Source organism: Variovorax sp. 22077, assembly GCF_052044195.1.
Taxonomy (GTDB): Bacteria; Pseudomonadota; Gammaproteobacteria; order Burkholderiales; family Burkholderiaceae_C; genus Variovorax; species Variovorax atrisoli.
This window is the reverse complement of sequence record NZ_JBQEQC010000001.1, coordinates 214,860-230,380: the sequence shown is the minus strand read 5'-3', so window position 1 is coordinate 230,380 and position 15,521 is coordinate 214,860. Positions and strand designations below refer to the sequence as shown.

The 15,521-nt window shown below is 68.6% G+C and carries 10 protein-coding genes; 8 read left to right on the top strand and 2 right to left on the bottom strand.

The genetic code is table 11. The annotated features are described in order from the left end of the window. The first annotated feature begins 193 nt into the window (after positions 1 to 193). Entirely contained in the window at positions 194 to 394 is a 201-nt protein-coding gene (locus ACTJLF_RS00985; RefSeq protein WP_440882317.1) for a hypothetical protein, read from the top strand. Position 395: 1 nt separating this feature from the next. Further along, positions 396 to 1,400: a lysylphosphatidylglycerol synthase domain-containing protein gene (locus ACTJLF_RS00980; protein WP_132798731.1), complete on the top strand. Its 1,005-nt coding sequence runs from the start codon at positions 396 to 398 to the stop codon at positions 1,398 to 1,400. Positions 1,401 to 1,424: 24 nt separating this feature from the next. Here the strand turns inward: ACTJLF_RS00980 and ACTJLF_RS00975 are convergent, their stop codons facing one another. Further along, on the bottom strand, positions 1,425 to 1,763 hold the full coding sequence (locus tag ACTJLF_RS00975; protein ID WP_019652657.1) for a PRC-barrel domain-containing protein: 339 nt from the start codon (positions 1,761 to 1,763) through the stop codon (positions 1,425 to 1,427). A gap of 146 nt (positions 1,764 to 1,909) precedes the next feature. Then, positions 1,910 to 3,094, bottom strand: a complete 1,185-nt coding sequence (locus ACTJLF_RS00970) for an amylo-alpha-1,6-glucosidase (RefSeq protein WP_184604096.1) — start codon at positions 3,092 to 3,094, stop codon at positions 1,910 to 1,912. A 252-nt stretch (positions 3,095 to 3,346) separates the two neighbouring features. Here ACTJLF_RS00970 and glgB point away from each other — a divergent pair, with 252 nt between their 5' ends. The 6 genes from glgB (at position 3,347) to treZ (ending at position 15,520) form a co-directional block, all read left to right on the top strand. Next, positions 3,347 to 5,239 carry a 1,4-alpha-glucan branching protein GlgB gene (gene glgB / locus ACTJLF_RS00965; RefSeq protein ID WP_145759334.1) on the top strand — a complete coding sequence of 631 codons (1,893 nt, stop codon included), beginning with the start codon at positions 3,347 to 3,349 and terminating at the stop codon, positions 5,237 to 5,239. Next, on the top strand, positions 5,236 to 7,302 hold the full coding sequence (locus tag ACTJLF_RS00960; protein WP_440882316.1) for an alpha-1,4-glucan--maltose-1-phosphate maltosyltransferase: 2,067 nt from the start codon (positions 5,236 to 5,238) through the stop codon (positions 7,300 to 7,302). The genes glgB and ACTJLF_RS00960 overlap by 4 nt, the downstream gene beginning before the upstream one ends. Before the next feature lie 12 nt (positions 7,303 to 7,314). Continuing rightward, the gene (treS, locus tag ACTJLF_RS00955; RefSeq protein WP_440882315.1) at positions 7,315 to 10,617 is read left to right on the top strand and encodes a maltose alpha-D-glucosyltransferase; all 3,303 of its coding nucleotides are present in this window, start codon (positions 7,315 to 7,317) and stop codon (positions 10,615 to 10,617) included. Between the two features lie 77 nt (positions 10,618 to 10,694). Continuing rightward, positions 10,695 to 11,477 carry a mechanosensitive ion channel family protein gene (locus ACTJLF_RS00950; protein ID WP_132751016.1) on the top strand — a complete coding sequence of 261 codons (783 nt, stop codon included), beginning with the start codon at positions 10,695 to 10,697 and terminating at the stop codon, positions 11,475 to 11,477. Between the two features lie 48 nt (positions 11,478 to 11,525). Beyond that, complete coding sequence (glgX, locus tag ACTJLF_RS00945; protein WP_126181822.1) at positions 11,526 to 13,694, top strand: glycogen debranching protein GlgX; 2,169 nt, start codon at positions 11,526 to 11,528, stop codon at positions 13,692 to 13,694. Continuing rightward, positions 13,691 to 15,520, top strand: coding sequence for a malto-oligosyltrehalose trehalohydrolase (treZ, locus tag ACTJLF_RS00940; protein ID WP_440882314.1), 1,830 nt, complete (start codon positions 13,691 to 13,693; stop codon positions 15,518 to 15,520). The genes glgX and treZ overlap by 4 nt, the downstream gene beginning before the upstream one ends. The last annotated feature ends 1 nt before the right edge of the window (position 15,521 follow it).

The following is a 15,521-nucleotide window of genomic DNA, read 5'->3' as shown; positions in this document are numbered from 1 at the left end:
ACAGACGGCGCGCAGCCATGTCGGCCTATGCCGACACCGCCGTTCGCAACGTAGAGGCCAAGGTGGAGGCCTATGGCAAATGTCCTGCACCTGTCGTCGCCTGCGGATGGCGGCGTGCAGGCCGCGCGCGGCCAAGACTCGGCTCATCCGCAGATCAATCACACACACACACACAGCCCGAGGAGCCATCAGCATGAGGCAGAACCCCAAGCAGACGCCGCGCGAGGAGCCGGAAGTGACGCAGGAAGAGTCCGTCCCCACCGATGGCCGCGACGTCGAGGGCGAAGAGCTCATGAAGGGCGTGACCAACAAGAAGCTGCACGAGAAGGGCGAGGCCGAGCACAAGACCCCCGAGAAAGCCGCGACGCACGGCGGCAAGCGCGATCCCGACTGAGATGGCGGCCGTCCTGAGCTCCCCGGCAGCCCCCGGCGCAGCCGCGGCCACCACGCGGTGGCAACGCTGGCGGCGGTGGGCCCTTCCCGCGCTGGGTGTCGTCGTCCTGGGCCTGTTGCTGTCGCACATCCACAAGATCGACTGGGCCGGCGCCTGGCATGCGCTGCAGAAGTATTCGCCCTGGCTGCTGCTGGCCGTGCTCGGGCTCGCCACCGCGAGCCACGCGCTTTACGGCTGCTTCGACCTGATCGGCAGGCGGCACCTGCGGCACAAGCTGTCGGCGCCGCGGACCTGGGCCATCGCCGTCACCAGCTATGCGTTCAACCTCAACCTCGGCTCGCTGGTCGGCGGCATCGGGATGCGCGCGCGGCTCTATGCACGCGCGGGTCTCGACGAAGCCACCGTCGCGCAAATCGTGGGGCTGAGCCTGGCGACCAACTGGCTCGGCTACGGGCTGCTGGCCGGCGGGCTTTTCGCAGCCGGTGCCATCCATCCGCCGCGGCAGGCGCACATCGGTGACGGCGCCTTGCGCGCGCTCGGCGTGGCGATGATCCTGCTGGCCATCGGCTACGTGGTGGCCTGCGCCGTCTCCCGCAGGCGCGAATGGGTGATCAGGGGTCGGCACGTGCGTCTGCCTGGCGGGCGCATCGCCGCGATGCAGCTGGTGCTGTCGAGCGCCAACTGGGCGCTGATGGGCGCCGCCATGTACCTGCTTCTGGGCCAGAAGGTGCCCTATGCCACGACGCTGGCGGTGCTGATGGCAGCCTCCATCGTCGGCGTGATCACGCCGATCCCGGCCGGGCTGGGTGTGCTCGAAGCTGTGTATCTCGCCCTGCTGTCGGGCACGGTGAGGCAGGGCGCACTGATGGGGGCGGTGCTGGCATACCGGGCGCTGTATTACCTGGTGCCGCTGGCAGGCGGGCTGGCGCTCTATCTGCTGCTGGAACGCACCCTGCCGGCGCAGGCCGATGGGGCAATGCCGCCGGCCGAGGCGCCGGCGGGGTGAACGACGAGGCTGGCGCCTGCGGGCTCAGAGCCCGTAGTACCTGTTGATGCTGGCCGTGTAGCTCTCGTCGTAGTCGGGGATGCTGGTGTCGGCGTACTTCGGGGCGCCTTCCAGCGTCTCCTTCTGCAGCGGAACCACGTAGCCTTCCTGCGCGGTGTCGTACTTCAGCATGTTCCAGGGAATGGGGTAGCGGTCCTTGCCCATGCCAAGGAAGCCGCCGAACTCCAGCACGGCGTAGCGCACCTGCCCCGACAGCTTGTCGATCATGAGGTCATCGATGGTGCCGAGCTTGTCGCCGGCGGAGTTGTAGACGGACGTTCCTTCGACACGGTCCGACGAGATGACGTTTGCCGTGATGGCCATGGCTGTTCTCCTTGCCGGCGCATCTGGGGAACGCCGACGCTCGCTCAAAGCCCAGGAGGCGGGTCTCTCGCGGATGCGCGGCGCCTTTCATCGGCGATGCGCGGGTCGGGCTGTAGGAAGATGCGTCGTTCGCCGCTGGCCGGCGGCTACCACGCGGCCTCGCCGCCCTGGAGCGCCCGCAGCGCGAGCAGGAAGGTCGCCGCGTTCCAGCTCTGGCCGGCCATGCCCATGGGCGCGAGCGTGCGGCCGTGGAACCACTCGGTGAAGCGCCAGTCGTCCAGCGCGTTGGACTGCGCCAGCCGCGCGAGTTCGCTCCAGGCCTTGGCCTGCTCGCCGAGCCTGGCGAGCGCCATCACCCAGAAGCCTCCGACGAAGGGCCAGATGCCGCCGTTGTGGTACTGGTGCACGATGTTCTGCCTGTGGCGGCCCATGTAGGCCCGCCACAGCGCGTGATGGCGCGGCAGCGGGTGCAGCACCACGCGCACCGGATAGGGGTCGCTCGCATGTGCCCGGTCGATGGTGTCGACGATGCGGCGCGCCATGTCCGTGTCGGCAAGCCCGCCCTGGATGGCCAGCACGTTGCCGAACACATCGCCTTCGTCGCCGACCACGGCCAGGTTCACGAAGCTCAGGTACAGCCCCGGGTCGCGCCGGCCACGGCGCGCGTAGTGCTGCAGCAGCCGCGCGCGGTGGTATTCGGGAAGATCGCGCTGGAAGGGATTGAACAGGTGGTTGAAGTGGTAGTGCGTCGCCTCCGCGTGGTCGAGCGCGAAGCGGCGCTTGACCTCGTACCACAGCGCATTCGTATAGAGCACGTAGCCCGAGCGCGGCATGATGTCGGCCCAGTCGCTGGCCTCGTTCTGCTGCAGCAGGCGGAAGTGCTGATGCTCCTGGGCCAGCAGCCAGCCGATGGCGCGGCCTGCTTCCTCCTGCCAACGCGAAGGGCCGACCTGCCCATGGCGGCGCACGTGGTCCACCGCGATCAGCCACCACAGCGTGGCGTCGATGCAGCCGAGGTACCAGAAATCCGCGTCGCGGCCTTCCGGATCGACGTACTTCGGGATCTGTCCGTTGGCCGCCTGCTGCGCCACCAGTGCCTCTAGGCTGGCCACCGCGCCTTGCTCCAGTGCGGGCACGCCGCTGCCGCACATGGCCATCACGCATATCGCGGCGTCGCGCCCGAAGATGCGCGTGTAGCGCCGTGCCTCGGCGGCCTCCGTCCGCGCAGCCGCCAGGATGCCGTGAGAAGTGAGATTGCGTTCCAGAAGTTCGAGCGAGGCTTTTGAGCAGTCTTCGATCAGTGCGCGTGCGGAAGCGTCGAGGTCGGTCATGGATTCCATGTTGGCTTGAGGCCCTCCTTTTTAACAACCGTGGGCCACGGCGGATGTAAAGCCGTGTGATATGCGCCCGCTTCCGGTGCACGTGCCGGACATACGGGCAGCTCTCCGACAAGGCGAATGGGCGCAGACCGTAACCACGGACAGGCGCGCGCTCGCAAATTCGATGAGGTCAGGCGAGAGCGGGCAAGCAGGCGGGGTTGGGCCCGATGCGCCGTTCTGCCGGTCATCAACCAAGGAACGCAGGTGCCCTCCAACCAACCGATTCAGAGCGAGCGAGACGCCTACCTTTTCAGGGAGGGCACACATTCCCGCCTCTACGACCTGCTCGGCTGCCATCCCGCTGCGGGCGGCGGCGCCGACTTCGCGGTGTGGGCGCCCAACGCGGAGTCGGTCTCGGTGGTCGGCGACTGGAACTACTGGTCGGGCGACGCCGATCCGCTGCAGCCCGACCCCGGCGGGACCGGCATATGGAGCGGCCATGTCGCGAATGCCGCGATCGGCCAGACCTACAAGTACCGCGTCCGCTCGCGCCACGCCGGCTACACGGTCGACAAGGCCGACCCGGTGGCCTTCGCCGCAGAGCTGCCGCCAGCCACCGCCTCGCGCATCTGCGAGCTTTCGTACCAGTGGGGCGATGGCGAATGGATGGCCGATCGCGGCCGTCGCAACGCGCTCGATGCGCCGATGTCGGTCTACGAGGTGCACCTGGGCTCCTGGCGCCGCGAGGACGGCCGCTTCCTGGGCTACCGAGAGATCGCGCACCAGCTCGCCGCCTACGCGATCGAGATGGGCTTCACGCACGTGGAGCTGATGCCCGTGACCGAGCATCCGTTCTACGGCTCCTGGGGCTACCAGACCACCGGCTACTTCGCGCCGACGTCGCGCTTCGGTTCGCCGCAGGACTTCATGTACCTGGTCGACCACCTGCACCAGCAGGGCATCGGCGTGCTGCTCGACTGGGTGCCCTCGCACTTTCCGACCGACGAGCACGGCCTCGCGTACTTCGACGGCACGCACCTGTACGAGCACGCCGATCCTCGCCAGGGCTTCCATCCCGAGTGGAACTCGAGCATCTTCAACTACGGCCGGCCCGAGGTGCGCAGCTTCCTCGTGTCGTCCGGACTTTTCTGGCTCGACCTGTACCACATCGACGGCCTGCGGGTGGACGCGGTGGCCTCGATGCTCTACCTCGACTACGCGCGCGGTCCCGGCGGCTGGGTGCCCAACCGCCATGGCGGGCGCGAGAACCTGGAGGCCATCGAGTTCCTGCAGACGCTCAACCGCGCCGTCTACCGCGAACACCCCGACGCGCTCACCGTGGCCGAGGAATCCACCGCCTGGCCGCGCGTCTCGCGCCCCACCGAGATGGACGGCCTGGGTTTCGGCGAGAAGTGGAACATGGGCTGGATGCACGACACGCTCGCCTACATGAAGGAAGAGCCGGTGTATCGCAAGTACCACCACCACAAGCTGACCTTCTCGCTGGTCTATGCCTTCCACGAGAACTTCGTGCTGCCGTTCTCGCACGACGAGGTGGTGCACGGCAAGCGTTCGCTGCTGGGCAAGATGCCCGGCGACAGCTGGCAGCAGTTCGCCAACCTGCGGGCGCTGTACGGCTTCATGTGGTCGCACCCGGGCAAGAAGCTGCTGTTCATGGGCAGCGAGTTCGGCCAGCGCCGCGAATGGACGCACGACGGCGAACTCGAATGGTGGGTGAGCGGCCTCGAAGGCCACGCGGGGCTGCAGCGGCTGGTGACGCAGCTCAACCGCGTCTATCGCGCATCGCCCGCGCTGTACCGGCTCGACTTCTCTCCTGCAGGCTTCGAGTGGGTTGCGGCCGACGAAGCCGACCTGAGCGTCTTCGCCTTCCTGCGCAAGGCCGACGACGGCAGCCCGCCGCTGCTGACCGTGAGCAACATGACCCCGGTGCCGCGCACCAACTACATGCTGGGCGTGCCGCTGGGCGGCCGCTGGCGCGAGGTGATCAACACCGACGCGACCGAGTTCGGCGGCTCGGGCTGGGGCAATTTCGGGGGCGTCGAGGCGGCGCCCGTGGGTTCCCACGGACGCAGGCAATCGGTGTGCCTCACCTTGCCGCCGCTGTCCACGCTGATCCTGGAGCACCAGCCCTCATGAAGAACATTTTCTCGACCAGGCCCGCCGCAGCCGCGAGCGCCGGCGCGGAAAGCGACCTCGGGGCATGGCAGGGCGATGCCCGCGCCGTCGTCGACGCGGTGCTGCCCAGCATCGACAACGGCCGCTTCGCCGTCAAATGCGTGGCCGGCGAGCGCGTGACGGTGCGCGCCCATTGCTTCACCGACGGCCACGACGTGCTGCGCGTGCAGCTGTGCTGGCGCGCCCAGGAGCAGTCGGAGTTCCGCGAGGTGCCGATGAAGCCGCTGGGCAACGACGTGTGGGAGGCCGGCTTCTCGCCGCCCTCGGCGGGCCGCTACGTGTACACGGTAGTGGCCTGGGTCGATCCTTTCGAGTCATGGCGCCATGAGATGAGCCGCCGCGTGGACCTGGCCGACGTCCGCGTCGCCGCCCAGGTCGGCGCGCTGGAGATCGCCGCGGCGGGCGCTCGCGCCGAGGGCGACGACCGCGTCACGCTCCAGCGCTGGGCCACCGAGCTGGACGCCACGGCCGCCAACCCGGGCACGGACGTCGCCGCCCTGAAGGCACTGGCGCTCGACGACGAATACGCCGTGCTCGCGCGGCGCCACCCCGATCGCCGCCATGCGGTGCGCCACACGGTGGAGCTTCCGCTGGTGGCGGATCGCGAGCGCGCCCGCTTCAGCACCTGGTACGAGCTCTTCCCGCGATCGGCCGGCACGCAGCCCGGCGTGCACGGCACCTTCAAGGACGTCGAGGCGCGGCTGCCGGCCATCGCCGAGATGGGTTTCGACGTGCTGTACTTCCCGCCGATCCACCCCATCGGCCGCATCCAGCGCAAGGGGCCCAACAACTCTCTGGAGGCCGGCCCCGGCGACGTGGGCAGCCCGTGGGCCATCGGTGCGGAGGAGGGCGGGCACAAGTCGATCCTGCCGGAACTGGGCACCGAGGAAGACTTCCGCCGCCTGCTCGCGCGCGCGGCGGAGCACGGCCTGGAGATCGCGATGGACATCGCCTTCCAGTGCGCGCCCGACCACCCGTACGTGAAGGCGCATCCCGACTGGTTCCGCTGGCGCCCCGACGGCACCGTGCAGTACGCCGAGAACCCGCCGAAGAAGTACCAGGACATCTACCCCTTCAACTTCGAGTGCGAGGGGTGGCGCGCGCTGTGGGCTGAGCTCAAGAGCGTGATCGACCACTGGATAGGGCAGGGCGTTCGCATCTTCCGCGTGGACAACCCGCACACCAAGGCCTTCCCGTTCTGGGAGTGGGTGATCGGCGAGGTCAAGCGCAAGCACCCCGACGCGATCTTCCTGGCGGAGGCGTTCACGCGGCCGAAGGTGATGCACCGGCTCGCGAAGCTGGGCTTCTCGCAGTCGTACACCTACTTCACCTGGCGCAACACGAAGGAGGAGCTGCAGGAGTACTTCACCGAGCTCTCGACCGAGCCGGGCATCGACTACTTCCGGCCCAACGTGTGGCCCAACACGCCCGACATCCTGCACGAGCAGCTGCAGAGCGGGGAGACTGCCGTGTTCATGTCGAGGCTGGTGCTGGCCGCCACGCTCGCGGCCAACTACGGCATCTACGGGCCGGCCTACGAGCTGCGCGAGCACCTGCCGCGCAGCCCGGGCAGCGAGGAGTACCTCGATTCCGAGAAGTACCAGCTGCGCCACTGGAACCACGACGACCCGGCGAGCCTGGCGCCCTTCATCGCGCGGGTGAACCGCATCCGCCGCGAGAACCCGGCCCTGCAGTCGGACCGCACGCTGCGCTTCCTGCACATCGACAACCCGCAGCTCATGGCCTATGCGAAGAGCTCGGCCGACGGCGCCAACGTGGTGGTGACGGTGGTCAACCTCGATCCCCACAACGTGCAGGAAGGCTGGGTGGGCCTGGAGCCCGCCAGCGTGGGCGTGAACCCGCCTTCGCGCGCCTTCCAGATGCACGACCTGCTCAGCGGGCAGCGCTTTCTCTGGCAGGGCGACTGGCACTACGTGCGGCTGGATCCGCGCAGCGTGCCCGCCCACATCTTCGTGGTCCGCAGGCGCCATGGCGACGAGCGCGGCTTCGACTACTTCCTCTGAGGTCGCCCGCCCATGAATGCACCCGTCTCCCACATCGCGCTCGAGACCGTCGAGATCGACAACAGCGACGATCCGCTGTGGTACCGCGATGCGGTGATCTACCAGCTCAACGTCAAGGCCTTCTTCGACTCCAACAACGACGGCATGGGCGACTTCAAGGGCGTTACCGCCAAGCTCGACTACGTGAAGGAGCTGGGCGTCAACACCATCTGGCTGATGCCCTTCTATCCCTCGCCGCTGCGCGACGACGGCTACGACATCTCCGAGTACGAGGACGTGCACCCGCAGTACGGCACGCTCGACGACTTCCGCGAGATGCTGGCCGAAGCCCACAAGCGCGGCCTGCGGGTGATCACGGAGCTGGTCATCAACCACACCTCCAGCGAGCACCCGTGGTTCAAGGCCGCGCGGCTCGCGCCGCCCGGATCGCCCGAGCGCAACTTCTACGTGTGGAGCGACACCGACCAGATCTACCAGGGCACGCGGATCATCTTCACCGACACCGAGACCTCCAACTGGACCTGGGACCCGGTCGCCAAGCAGTACTACTGGCACCGCTTCTTCAGCCACCAGCCCGACCTGAACTTCGACAACCCCGCGGTGCTGGAGGCCATCTTCAAGACGATGCGCTTCTGGCTCGACATGGGCGTGGACGGCTTCCGGCTCGACGCCATTCCGTACCTGGTGGAGCGCGACGGCACCAGCAACGAGAACCTGCCCGAGACGCACGCGGTGATCAAGCGGCTGCGCGCGGCCATCGACGCTCAGTACAAGAACCGCTTCCTGCTGGCCGAGGCCAACATGTGGCCCGAGGACGTGCGGGAGTACTTCGGCGACGGCGACGAGTGCCACATGGCCTACCACTTCCCGCTGATGCCGCGCATGTACATGGCCATCGCGCAGGAAGACCGCCACCCGATCGTCGAGATCATGGCCCAGACGCCCGACATTCCAGAGGGCTGCCAGTGGGCCATCTTCCTGCGCAACCACGACGAGCTCACGCTGGAGATGGTGACCAGCAAGGAGCGCGACTACATGTACACCATGTACGCGGCCGACATGCGCGCGCGCATCAACCTGGGCATCCGCCGGCGCCTGGCGCCGCTGATGGAGAACGACCTCGACCGCGTCAAGCTCATGAACGGCATGCTGCTGTCGATGCCGGGCTCGCCCATCATCTACTACGGCGACGAGATCGGCATGGGCGACAACGTGTTCGTGGGCGACCGCAACGGCGTGCGCACGCCGATGCAATGGAACCCCGACCGCAACGCCGGCTTCTCTCGCGCCGACCCGCAGCGCCTGTACCTGCAGCCGATCATGGACCCGCTGTACGGCTACGAGGCGCTCAACGTGGAGACGCAGGCGCGCGACAGCAGCTCGCTGCTGAACTGGACCAAGCGCATGCTGGCCGTGCGCAAGACCAGCCACGCCTTCGGCCGCGGCAAGCGGCGCTTCCTCAAGCCGGGCAACCGCAAGATCCTGGCCTACCTGAGCGAGTACGACGGCGACGTGATCCTGTCGGTGTTCAATCTCTCGCGTGCCGCGCAGCCGGTGGAGCTGGACCTGTCGGAGTTCAAGGGCTTCGTGCCCATCGAGATGCTCGGGCGCGCGCCGTTCCCGCCCATCGGCGAGCTGCCGTACCTGCTCACGCTGGCTTCGTACGGCTTCTACTGGTTCAAGCTCACGGCCGAGGCCGACGCCCCGAGCTGGCACCAGGAAGGCGTGGCGCTGCAGGAATGGCCCACCCTGGTGCTGTTCGACGGCTGGACCAGCTTCTTCCGCGACCGCGTGATGCCCTGGCGCATCGGCATGTCGGAGCGCATGCGCAACCAGTTCGAGCTGGAGACGCTGCCGCGCCACATCGAGATCCAGCGCTGGTACGCCTCCAAGGGCACGACGATCCAGCGCGCGCGGCTGGCCGACCATGCGGTGTGGGAGGCGAACGGCCTGAGCTGGCTGCTGCCGCTGCTCGAGCTCGACGGCCCGCCCGGCGGCGCCACCTACTTCATGCCGCTGGCGCTCGCCTGGGAAGAGCGCGACGAGGAGCGCATGGCCGGCGTTGCGCAGGCCGCGCTCGCCAAGGTGCGGCAGCAGGCGCAGGTCGGGCTGATGGGCGACGCCTTCTACGACGAGGCCTTCTGCCGCGAACTGGTGCGCACCATCGGCAGCGGCGCCGAGCTCGCGACCGCGAACGGCAAGCTGGTCTTCAGGCCCACGGCCGCCTTCGCGGAAACCGCGGCCGACATCGACGCGCTTCCCGTCGGCCGGCCCAGCGGCGTGAGCAGCAACACGGTGGTGACGCTGGGCGAGACGCTCTTCCTCAAGGGCTACCGCCACGTGCGCGAGGGCATCAACCCCGAGCTGGAGATGGGCCGCTTCCTCACCGAGGTGGCGCGCTATCCGCATTGCGTGCCGGTGCTCGGCGCGCTCGAATACATGACGGCCGACGGCCGCACGATGACGCTCGCGATGGTGCAGCGCTACGTGGCGAACCAGGGCGACGGCTGGGACTACACGCTGGGCTACCTGGAGCGCTTCCTGCGCGACGTGGCCACGTCGGACGGCGATGCGCCGGAGGTGGCCGCGGTGCACGGCGGCTTCCTCGCGCTGATGGCCAAGCTGGGCCGGCGAACGGCCGAGCTGCACGAGGCGCTGGCCTCGCGCACCGGCGCCGCGGCCTTCGACCCCGAGCCGCTCTCCGCGACCCATGTCGCCGGTTTCAAGGCACGCGCGGCCGCCGACGCCACAGCCACGCTCGAAATGCTGCGCGAGCGCTTCGAGCAGCTGCCGCCCGCCGCCCAGACCGATGCGCGCATGCTGCTGGACGCCGGCGAGGCGCTGCGCGCGAGCATCGAGGCGAAGCAGCCGGCCGAAGGCGGCGGCGTCATGAGCCGCTACCACGGCGACTACCACCTCGGCCAGGTGCTCGTGAAGGACAACGATTTCGTCATCATCGACTTCGAGGGCGAGCCGGCGCGCAGCTTCGACGAGCGCCGCATGAAGGGTTCGCCGCTGCGCGACGTGGCGGGCATGCTGCGCTCCTTCAACTACGCGCGCTGGTCCGCACTGCGCCGCGTGGCACAGAGCACGCAGGAGGCCGAGCGCCTTGCCGGACCCGCGATCGCCTGGGAGCAGGCCACGCGCGATGCGTTCCTGGCCGGCTACGGCCGGGCGCTCGATGGCGAGCTTCTTGCTCTCTTCGAACTGGAGAAGGCGCTCTACGAGCTTCGCTACGAACTCGGCAACCGCCTCGACTGGGCCCAGGTCCCGCTGCACGGCGTGCTCGCGCTGGTGCGGCCGGGGCGCGGCTGATGCCGCCCCCGACCCCACCGCTGTCGGCAACTGCCGCGAACCCCAAGCCAACCTAGCGAAACAAGGGAAGAACCACCATGGAAAACTTCGGCATTCACCTGGAGCCGTTGCGCGCCATCCTCTATCAGATCGGCGCATTCATTCCCCGGCTGCTGGTCGCGCTGGTGGTCGTGCTCGTCGGCTGGCTCGTGGCCAAGGCGGCGCGCTTCGCGGTGACCAAGGCCCTGCGCGCCATCAACTTCAACGTGCTGACCGAGCGCGCGGGTCTCGACAACTTCCTGCGCCAGGGTGGCCTGGCGGGCGACACGAGCAGCCTCTTCGGCGTGCTCGCGTACTGGCTGGTGATCCTGGCGTCGCTGCTCATCGCGTTCAACGGCATGGGGCTGAGCTACATCGCCGACCTGCTGGGGCGCATCGTCTGGTTCGTGCCGAACGTGTTCGTGGCGCTGCTGGTGCTGGCCTTCGGCTCGTACTTCGCGCGCTTCGTGGGTGACGCGGTGGCCAGCTATTTCCGCGGCGTGAAGATGCAGGACGCGGCGCTCTTCGCCAAGGCCGCGCAGTACGCGGTGATGGCCTTCGTGATCCTGATCGCGCTCGACCAGGTGAAGGTGGGCGGCGACATCGTGCGCGAGAGCTTCCTGGTGATCCTCGCGGGCGCCGTCTTCGCGCTGGCACTGGCCTTCGGGCTGGCGGGGAAGGACTGGGCCAAGTCCTGCATCGAACGCTGGTGGCCGAAGGAGGCCCGGGATGTCAGGGTCCAGCCGCCGATGCCTGCCGCACCGCCGAAGCCCGCGCCTCCACCTTCCGTCACCGGCGTCGGTCCCTACGGCCGGCAAGACAACGACCGCCCGCCGCGCTGAACGCGGCACCTCGCTCTCCTATCCCTTCCTCCAACCTGCAGCTTCCGGATGACATCAAAAAACACTGGCAATCCCGCGATCACGGCCGTCTGGCCCGGCCGGCCTTACCCTCGCGGCGCCACCTGGGACGGGGAGGGCGTCAACTTCGCGCTCTTCTCCCAGCATGCCGAGAAGGTCGAGCTGTGCCTCTTCGACGACCGCGGCCGTCACGAACTCCAGCGCATTCCCATGCGCGACCGCACCGACGGCGTGTGGCACTGCTACCTGCCCGAGGCGCGACCGGGCCAGGCCTACGGCTACCGGGTGCACGGCCCCTACAAGCCCGAGGAGGGCCACCGCTTCAACCCCAACAAGCTGCTGCTCGACCCCTACGCGAAAGACCTGGTGGGCGACCTGCGCTGGGGCGATGCGCTCTACGGCTACACGGTCGGCAGCAAGCGCGAGGACCTTTCCTTCGACCGCCGCGACAGCGCACCGCTCATGCCCAAGGGCCGGGTGCTCGAAACCGCCTTCACCTGGGGCGACGACCGCCGCCCGATGATCCCGTGGCAGGACATGGTGATCTGCGAGATGCACGTGCGCGGCTTCACCATGACCCACCCCGACGTGCCGCCCGAACTGCGCGGCACCTACGCGGCGCTGGGCTGCGCGCCCGTGGTCGACTACCTCAAGCGCCTGGGCGTCACCACCGTCGAGCTGCTGCCGGTGCACGGCTTCCTCAACGACCGTCACCTGTCGGAGCGCGGCCTTCGCAACTACTGGGGCTACAACACGCTGGCCTTCTTCGCCCCCGAGATGCGCTACAGCGCCTCGGGCAAGGTGAAGGAGTTCAAGACCATGGTGAAGACGCTGCACTCGGCGGGCATCGAGGTGATCCTCGACGTGGTCTACAACCACACCTGCGAGGGCAACCAGCTCGGGCCGACGCTGTCGATGCGCGGCGTGGACAACGCCTCCTACTACATCGTCAACGGCGACAACCGCCGCTACTACGACGACTTCACCGGCTGCGGCAACACCGTCAACCTGGAGCATCCGCAGGCGCTGCAACTGGTGCTGGATTCGCTGCGCTACTGGGCCGAGGAGATGCACGTCGACGGCTTCCGCTTCGACCTGGCCTCGGCGCTGGCGCGCGAGTCGGGCAAGGTGGAGAACCTGGGCGGCTTCTTCGACGCCATCGGCCAGGATCCGACGCTCAACCGCGTGAAGCTCATCGCCGAGCCCTGGGACCTGGGTCACGGCGGCTACCAGGTCGGCAACTTCCCGCCGGGCTGGGCCGAATGGAACGACCGCTACCGCGACGGGCTGCGCGGCTTCTGGAAGGGCGACGGCGGCCTGCTGGGCGAACTGGCCCGGCGCATCACCGGTTCTGAGGACCTCTACGGCTGGTCGGGCAAGCGGCCCACCTCCAGCATCAATTTCGTCACCGCGCACGACGGCTTCACGCTGCATGACCTGGTCTCGTACAACGACAAGCACAACGAGGCCAACGGGGAGGACAACCGCGACGGCAGCAACAACAACATCTCCTGGAACTGCGGAGCCGAAGGCGCCACCGAAGACCCCGAGGTGCTGGCGCTGCGCGAGCGGCAGAAGCGCAACCTGCTGGCCACGCTGCTGCTGTCGCAGGGCGTGCCCATGCTGCTGGCGGGCGACGAGCGCGGCCACACCCAGCAGGGCAACAACAACGTCTACTGCCAGGACAACGAACTCGGCTGGCTCGACTGGACGCCCACGCCCGAGCGGCTCGCGCTGGTGAGCTTCGTCGAGCGGATGGTGGCGCTGCGGCGCGCGCATCCGTCGTTCCGCCGGCGGTCGTTCTTCGCGGGCCAGCCGGCCGAGGTGGAGACCGTGACCGACGTGCACTGGCTCAGGCCCGACGGCGCCGAGATGCGCCCGGAGGACTGGAACGACGGAAACGCCCGCTGCATCGCGATGTACCTGCCCGGCGGCGGCATCGTCGACCGGGGACCACGCGGCGAGGCGCAGCACGACGACGACTTCATCGTGCTGTTCAACGCCCACCACGACGAGATCGCCTTCACGCTGCCCGCGACTTCACACGGCGCATGGCGGCTGCTGGTCGACACCGCCAGCACCGCGCCGCCGCTGACCACCGAGGACGCCGCCGCGCATGCGCCCGCGTGGAGCGAGCCCAGCTATCCGCTGCAATGCCGCTCGCTCGTGGTGATGAGCCGGCCGGACGTACGGCCATGACCACGCACGCGCACCGCATGCCCTTCGGCGCCACCGTGCAGGCGCAGGGGGTCGATTTCGCGCTCTGGGCCCCGTCGGCGGAGACCGTGCTGCTGGAGCACGGCACCGCCCGATCGCTGCCGATGAAGCGCGATGCCCACGGCTGGCACCGGCTCACGGTACCGCAGGCAGGGCAGGGCGACAGCTATGCCTTTCGCCTGCCGGACGGCACCCGCGTGCCCGATCCGGCCTCGCGCTACAACCCCGAGGACGTGCACGGCCCGAGCCGGGTGGTCGATCCGCACAGCTTCGCGTGGACCGACGACGCATGGCGCGGCCGCCCCTGGGAAGAGGCGGTTGTCTACGAGCTGCACCTTGGCACCTTCACCGAGGAAGGCACCTTCGAGGCCGCGCGGCAGCGGCTGGAAGAGCTGGCCGAGCTCGGCATCACCGCGGTCGAGCTGATGCCGCTGGCGGACTTTCCGGGCCGCCGCAACTGGGGCTACGACGGCGTGCTGCCCTTCGCGCCCGATGCCTCGTACGGCACGCCGGACGAACTCAAGGCGCTGGTCGACACGGCGCATTCGCTCGGGCTGATGGTGCTGGTCGATGTGGTCTACAACCACTTCGGACCGGAGGGCAACTACCTGCACGCCTACTGCCCCGAGTTCTTCAACGGCGAGCACCAGACCCCGTGGGGCCCGGCCATCAACTTCGACGGGCCGGGCTCGCGCGCGGTGCGCGACTTCTTCATCCACAACGCCTGCTACTGGATCGAGGAGTTCCGCTTCGACGGCCTGCGCATGGACGCGATCCACGCCATCCACGACGAGACGCGGCCGCACATCGTGCAGGAGATCCGCCAGGCGCTCGACGAGGGCCCGGCCCGCGAACGCCACGTGCACCTGGTGCTGGAGAACGACGCCAACCAGGCCTCGATGCTGATGCGCGACGGCCGCGGCATCCCCGTCGCCGGCACTGCGCAATGGAACGACGACCTGCACCACGCGGTGCACGTGTTCGCCACTGGCGAGCGCGATGGCTACTACACCGACTACGCGGCCGACCCGGTCGCCAGCTTCGCCTGCGCGTTGGCGGAGGGCTTCATCTACCAGGGGCAGCCGTCGGCCTTCCGCCATGGCGAGCGACGGGGCGAGCCGAGCACCCGGCTGCCGCCGCAGGCTTTCGTCTCTTTCCTGCAGACGCACGACCAGGTCGGCAACCGCGCCTTCGGCGAGCGCATCCACGCGCTCGGCGACCCGGTGCTGGTGCGCGCCGCGATGGCCTGCCTGCTGCTGTCGCCGCACGTGCCGATGTTCTTCATGGGCGACGAGTTCGCGGCTTCGACGCCGTTCCTGTATTTCTGCGACTTCGGCCCCGAGCTGGCCACCGCAGTTTCCGAGGGGCGGCGCTCCGAGTTCGGCGGGTTCGCGGCATTCGCCGACGAGGCCGCGCGTGCGCGCATTCCCGATCCGAACGCCGAGTCCACCTTTCTCGCCTCGAAGCTGCGCTGGCGCGAGCGCGGCACGCGCGCGCACTTCGAACGGTTGTGCGAGGTGCGGCAGCTGCTCGAAGTGCGGCATCGCCTGATCGTGCCCCGGCTCGCCGGCATGACGGCCGCAGGCGTCTACCGCAGCGATAACGGCACGCTGCAGGTGAGCTGGGACCTCGGGACTTCCGGCCGGCTGCACATGCTGGCGCACCTCGGCGAAAAGCCCACGGCGAGCCGGGATATTCCGCCCGGCGCGCTGGTTCATGGTGAAGGCGCCGCCATTCAAGAAGGTGCGCTGCAGCTCGAACGCGGCGCGGTGTACGTGACGCTGGAGGATCCACCGGGTGTCGGATGAA

Excerpts from the sequence above, each read along its gene's own strand:
- ACTJLF_RS00985 (WP_440882317.1), top strand. The coding sequence starts at position 194 with ATGAGGCAGAACCCCAAGCAGACGCCGCGCGAGGAGCCGGAAGTGACG.
- ACTJLF_RS00980 (WP_132798731.1), top strand. The coding sequence starts at position 396 with ATGGCGGCCGTCCTGAGCTCCCCGGCAGCCCCCGGCGCAGCCGCGGCC.
- ACTJLF_RS00975 (WP_019652657.1), bottom strand. The coding sequence starts at position 1,763 with ATGGCCATCACGGCAAACGTCATCTCGTCGGACCGTGTCGAAGGAACG.
- ACTJLF_RS00970 (WP_184604096.1), bottom strand. The coding sequence starts at position 3,094 with ATGACCGACCTCGACGCTTCCGCACGCGCACTGATCGAAGACTGCTCA.
- ACTJLF_RS00960 (WP_440882316.1), top strand. The coding sequence starts at position 5,236 with ATGAAGAACATTTTCTCGACCAGGCCCGCCGCAGCCGCGAGCGCCGGC.
- treS (WP_440882315.1), top strand. The coding sequence starts at position 7,315 with ATGAATGCACCCGTCTCCCACATCGCGCTCGAGACCGTCGAGATCGAC.
- ACTJLF_RS00950 (WP_132751016.1), top strand. The coding sequence starts at position 10,695 with ATGGAAAACTTCGGCATTCACCTGGAGCCGTTGCGCGCCATCCTCTAT.
- glgX (WP_126181822.1), top strand. The coding sequence starts at position 11,526 with ATGACATCAAAAAACACTGGCAATCCCGCGATCACGGCCGTCTGGCCC.
- treZ (WP_440882314.1), top strand. The coding sequence starts at position 13,691 with ATGACCACGCACGCGCACCGCATGCCCTTCGGCGCCACCGTGCAGGCG.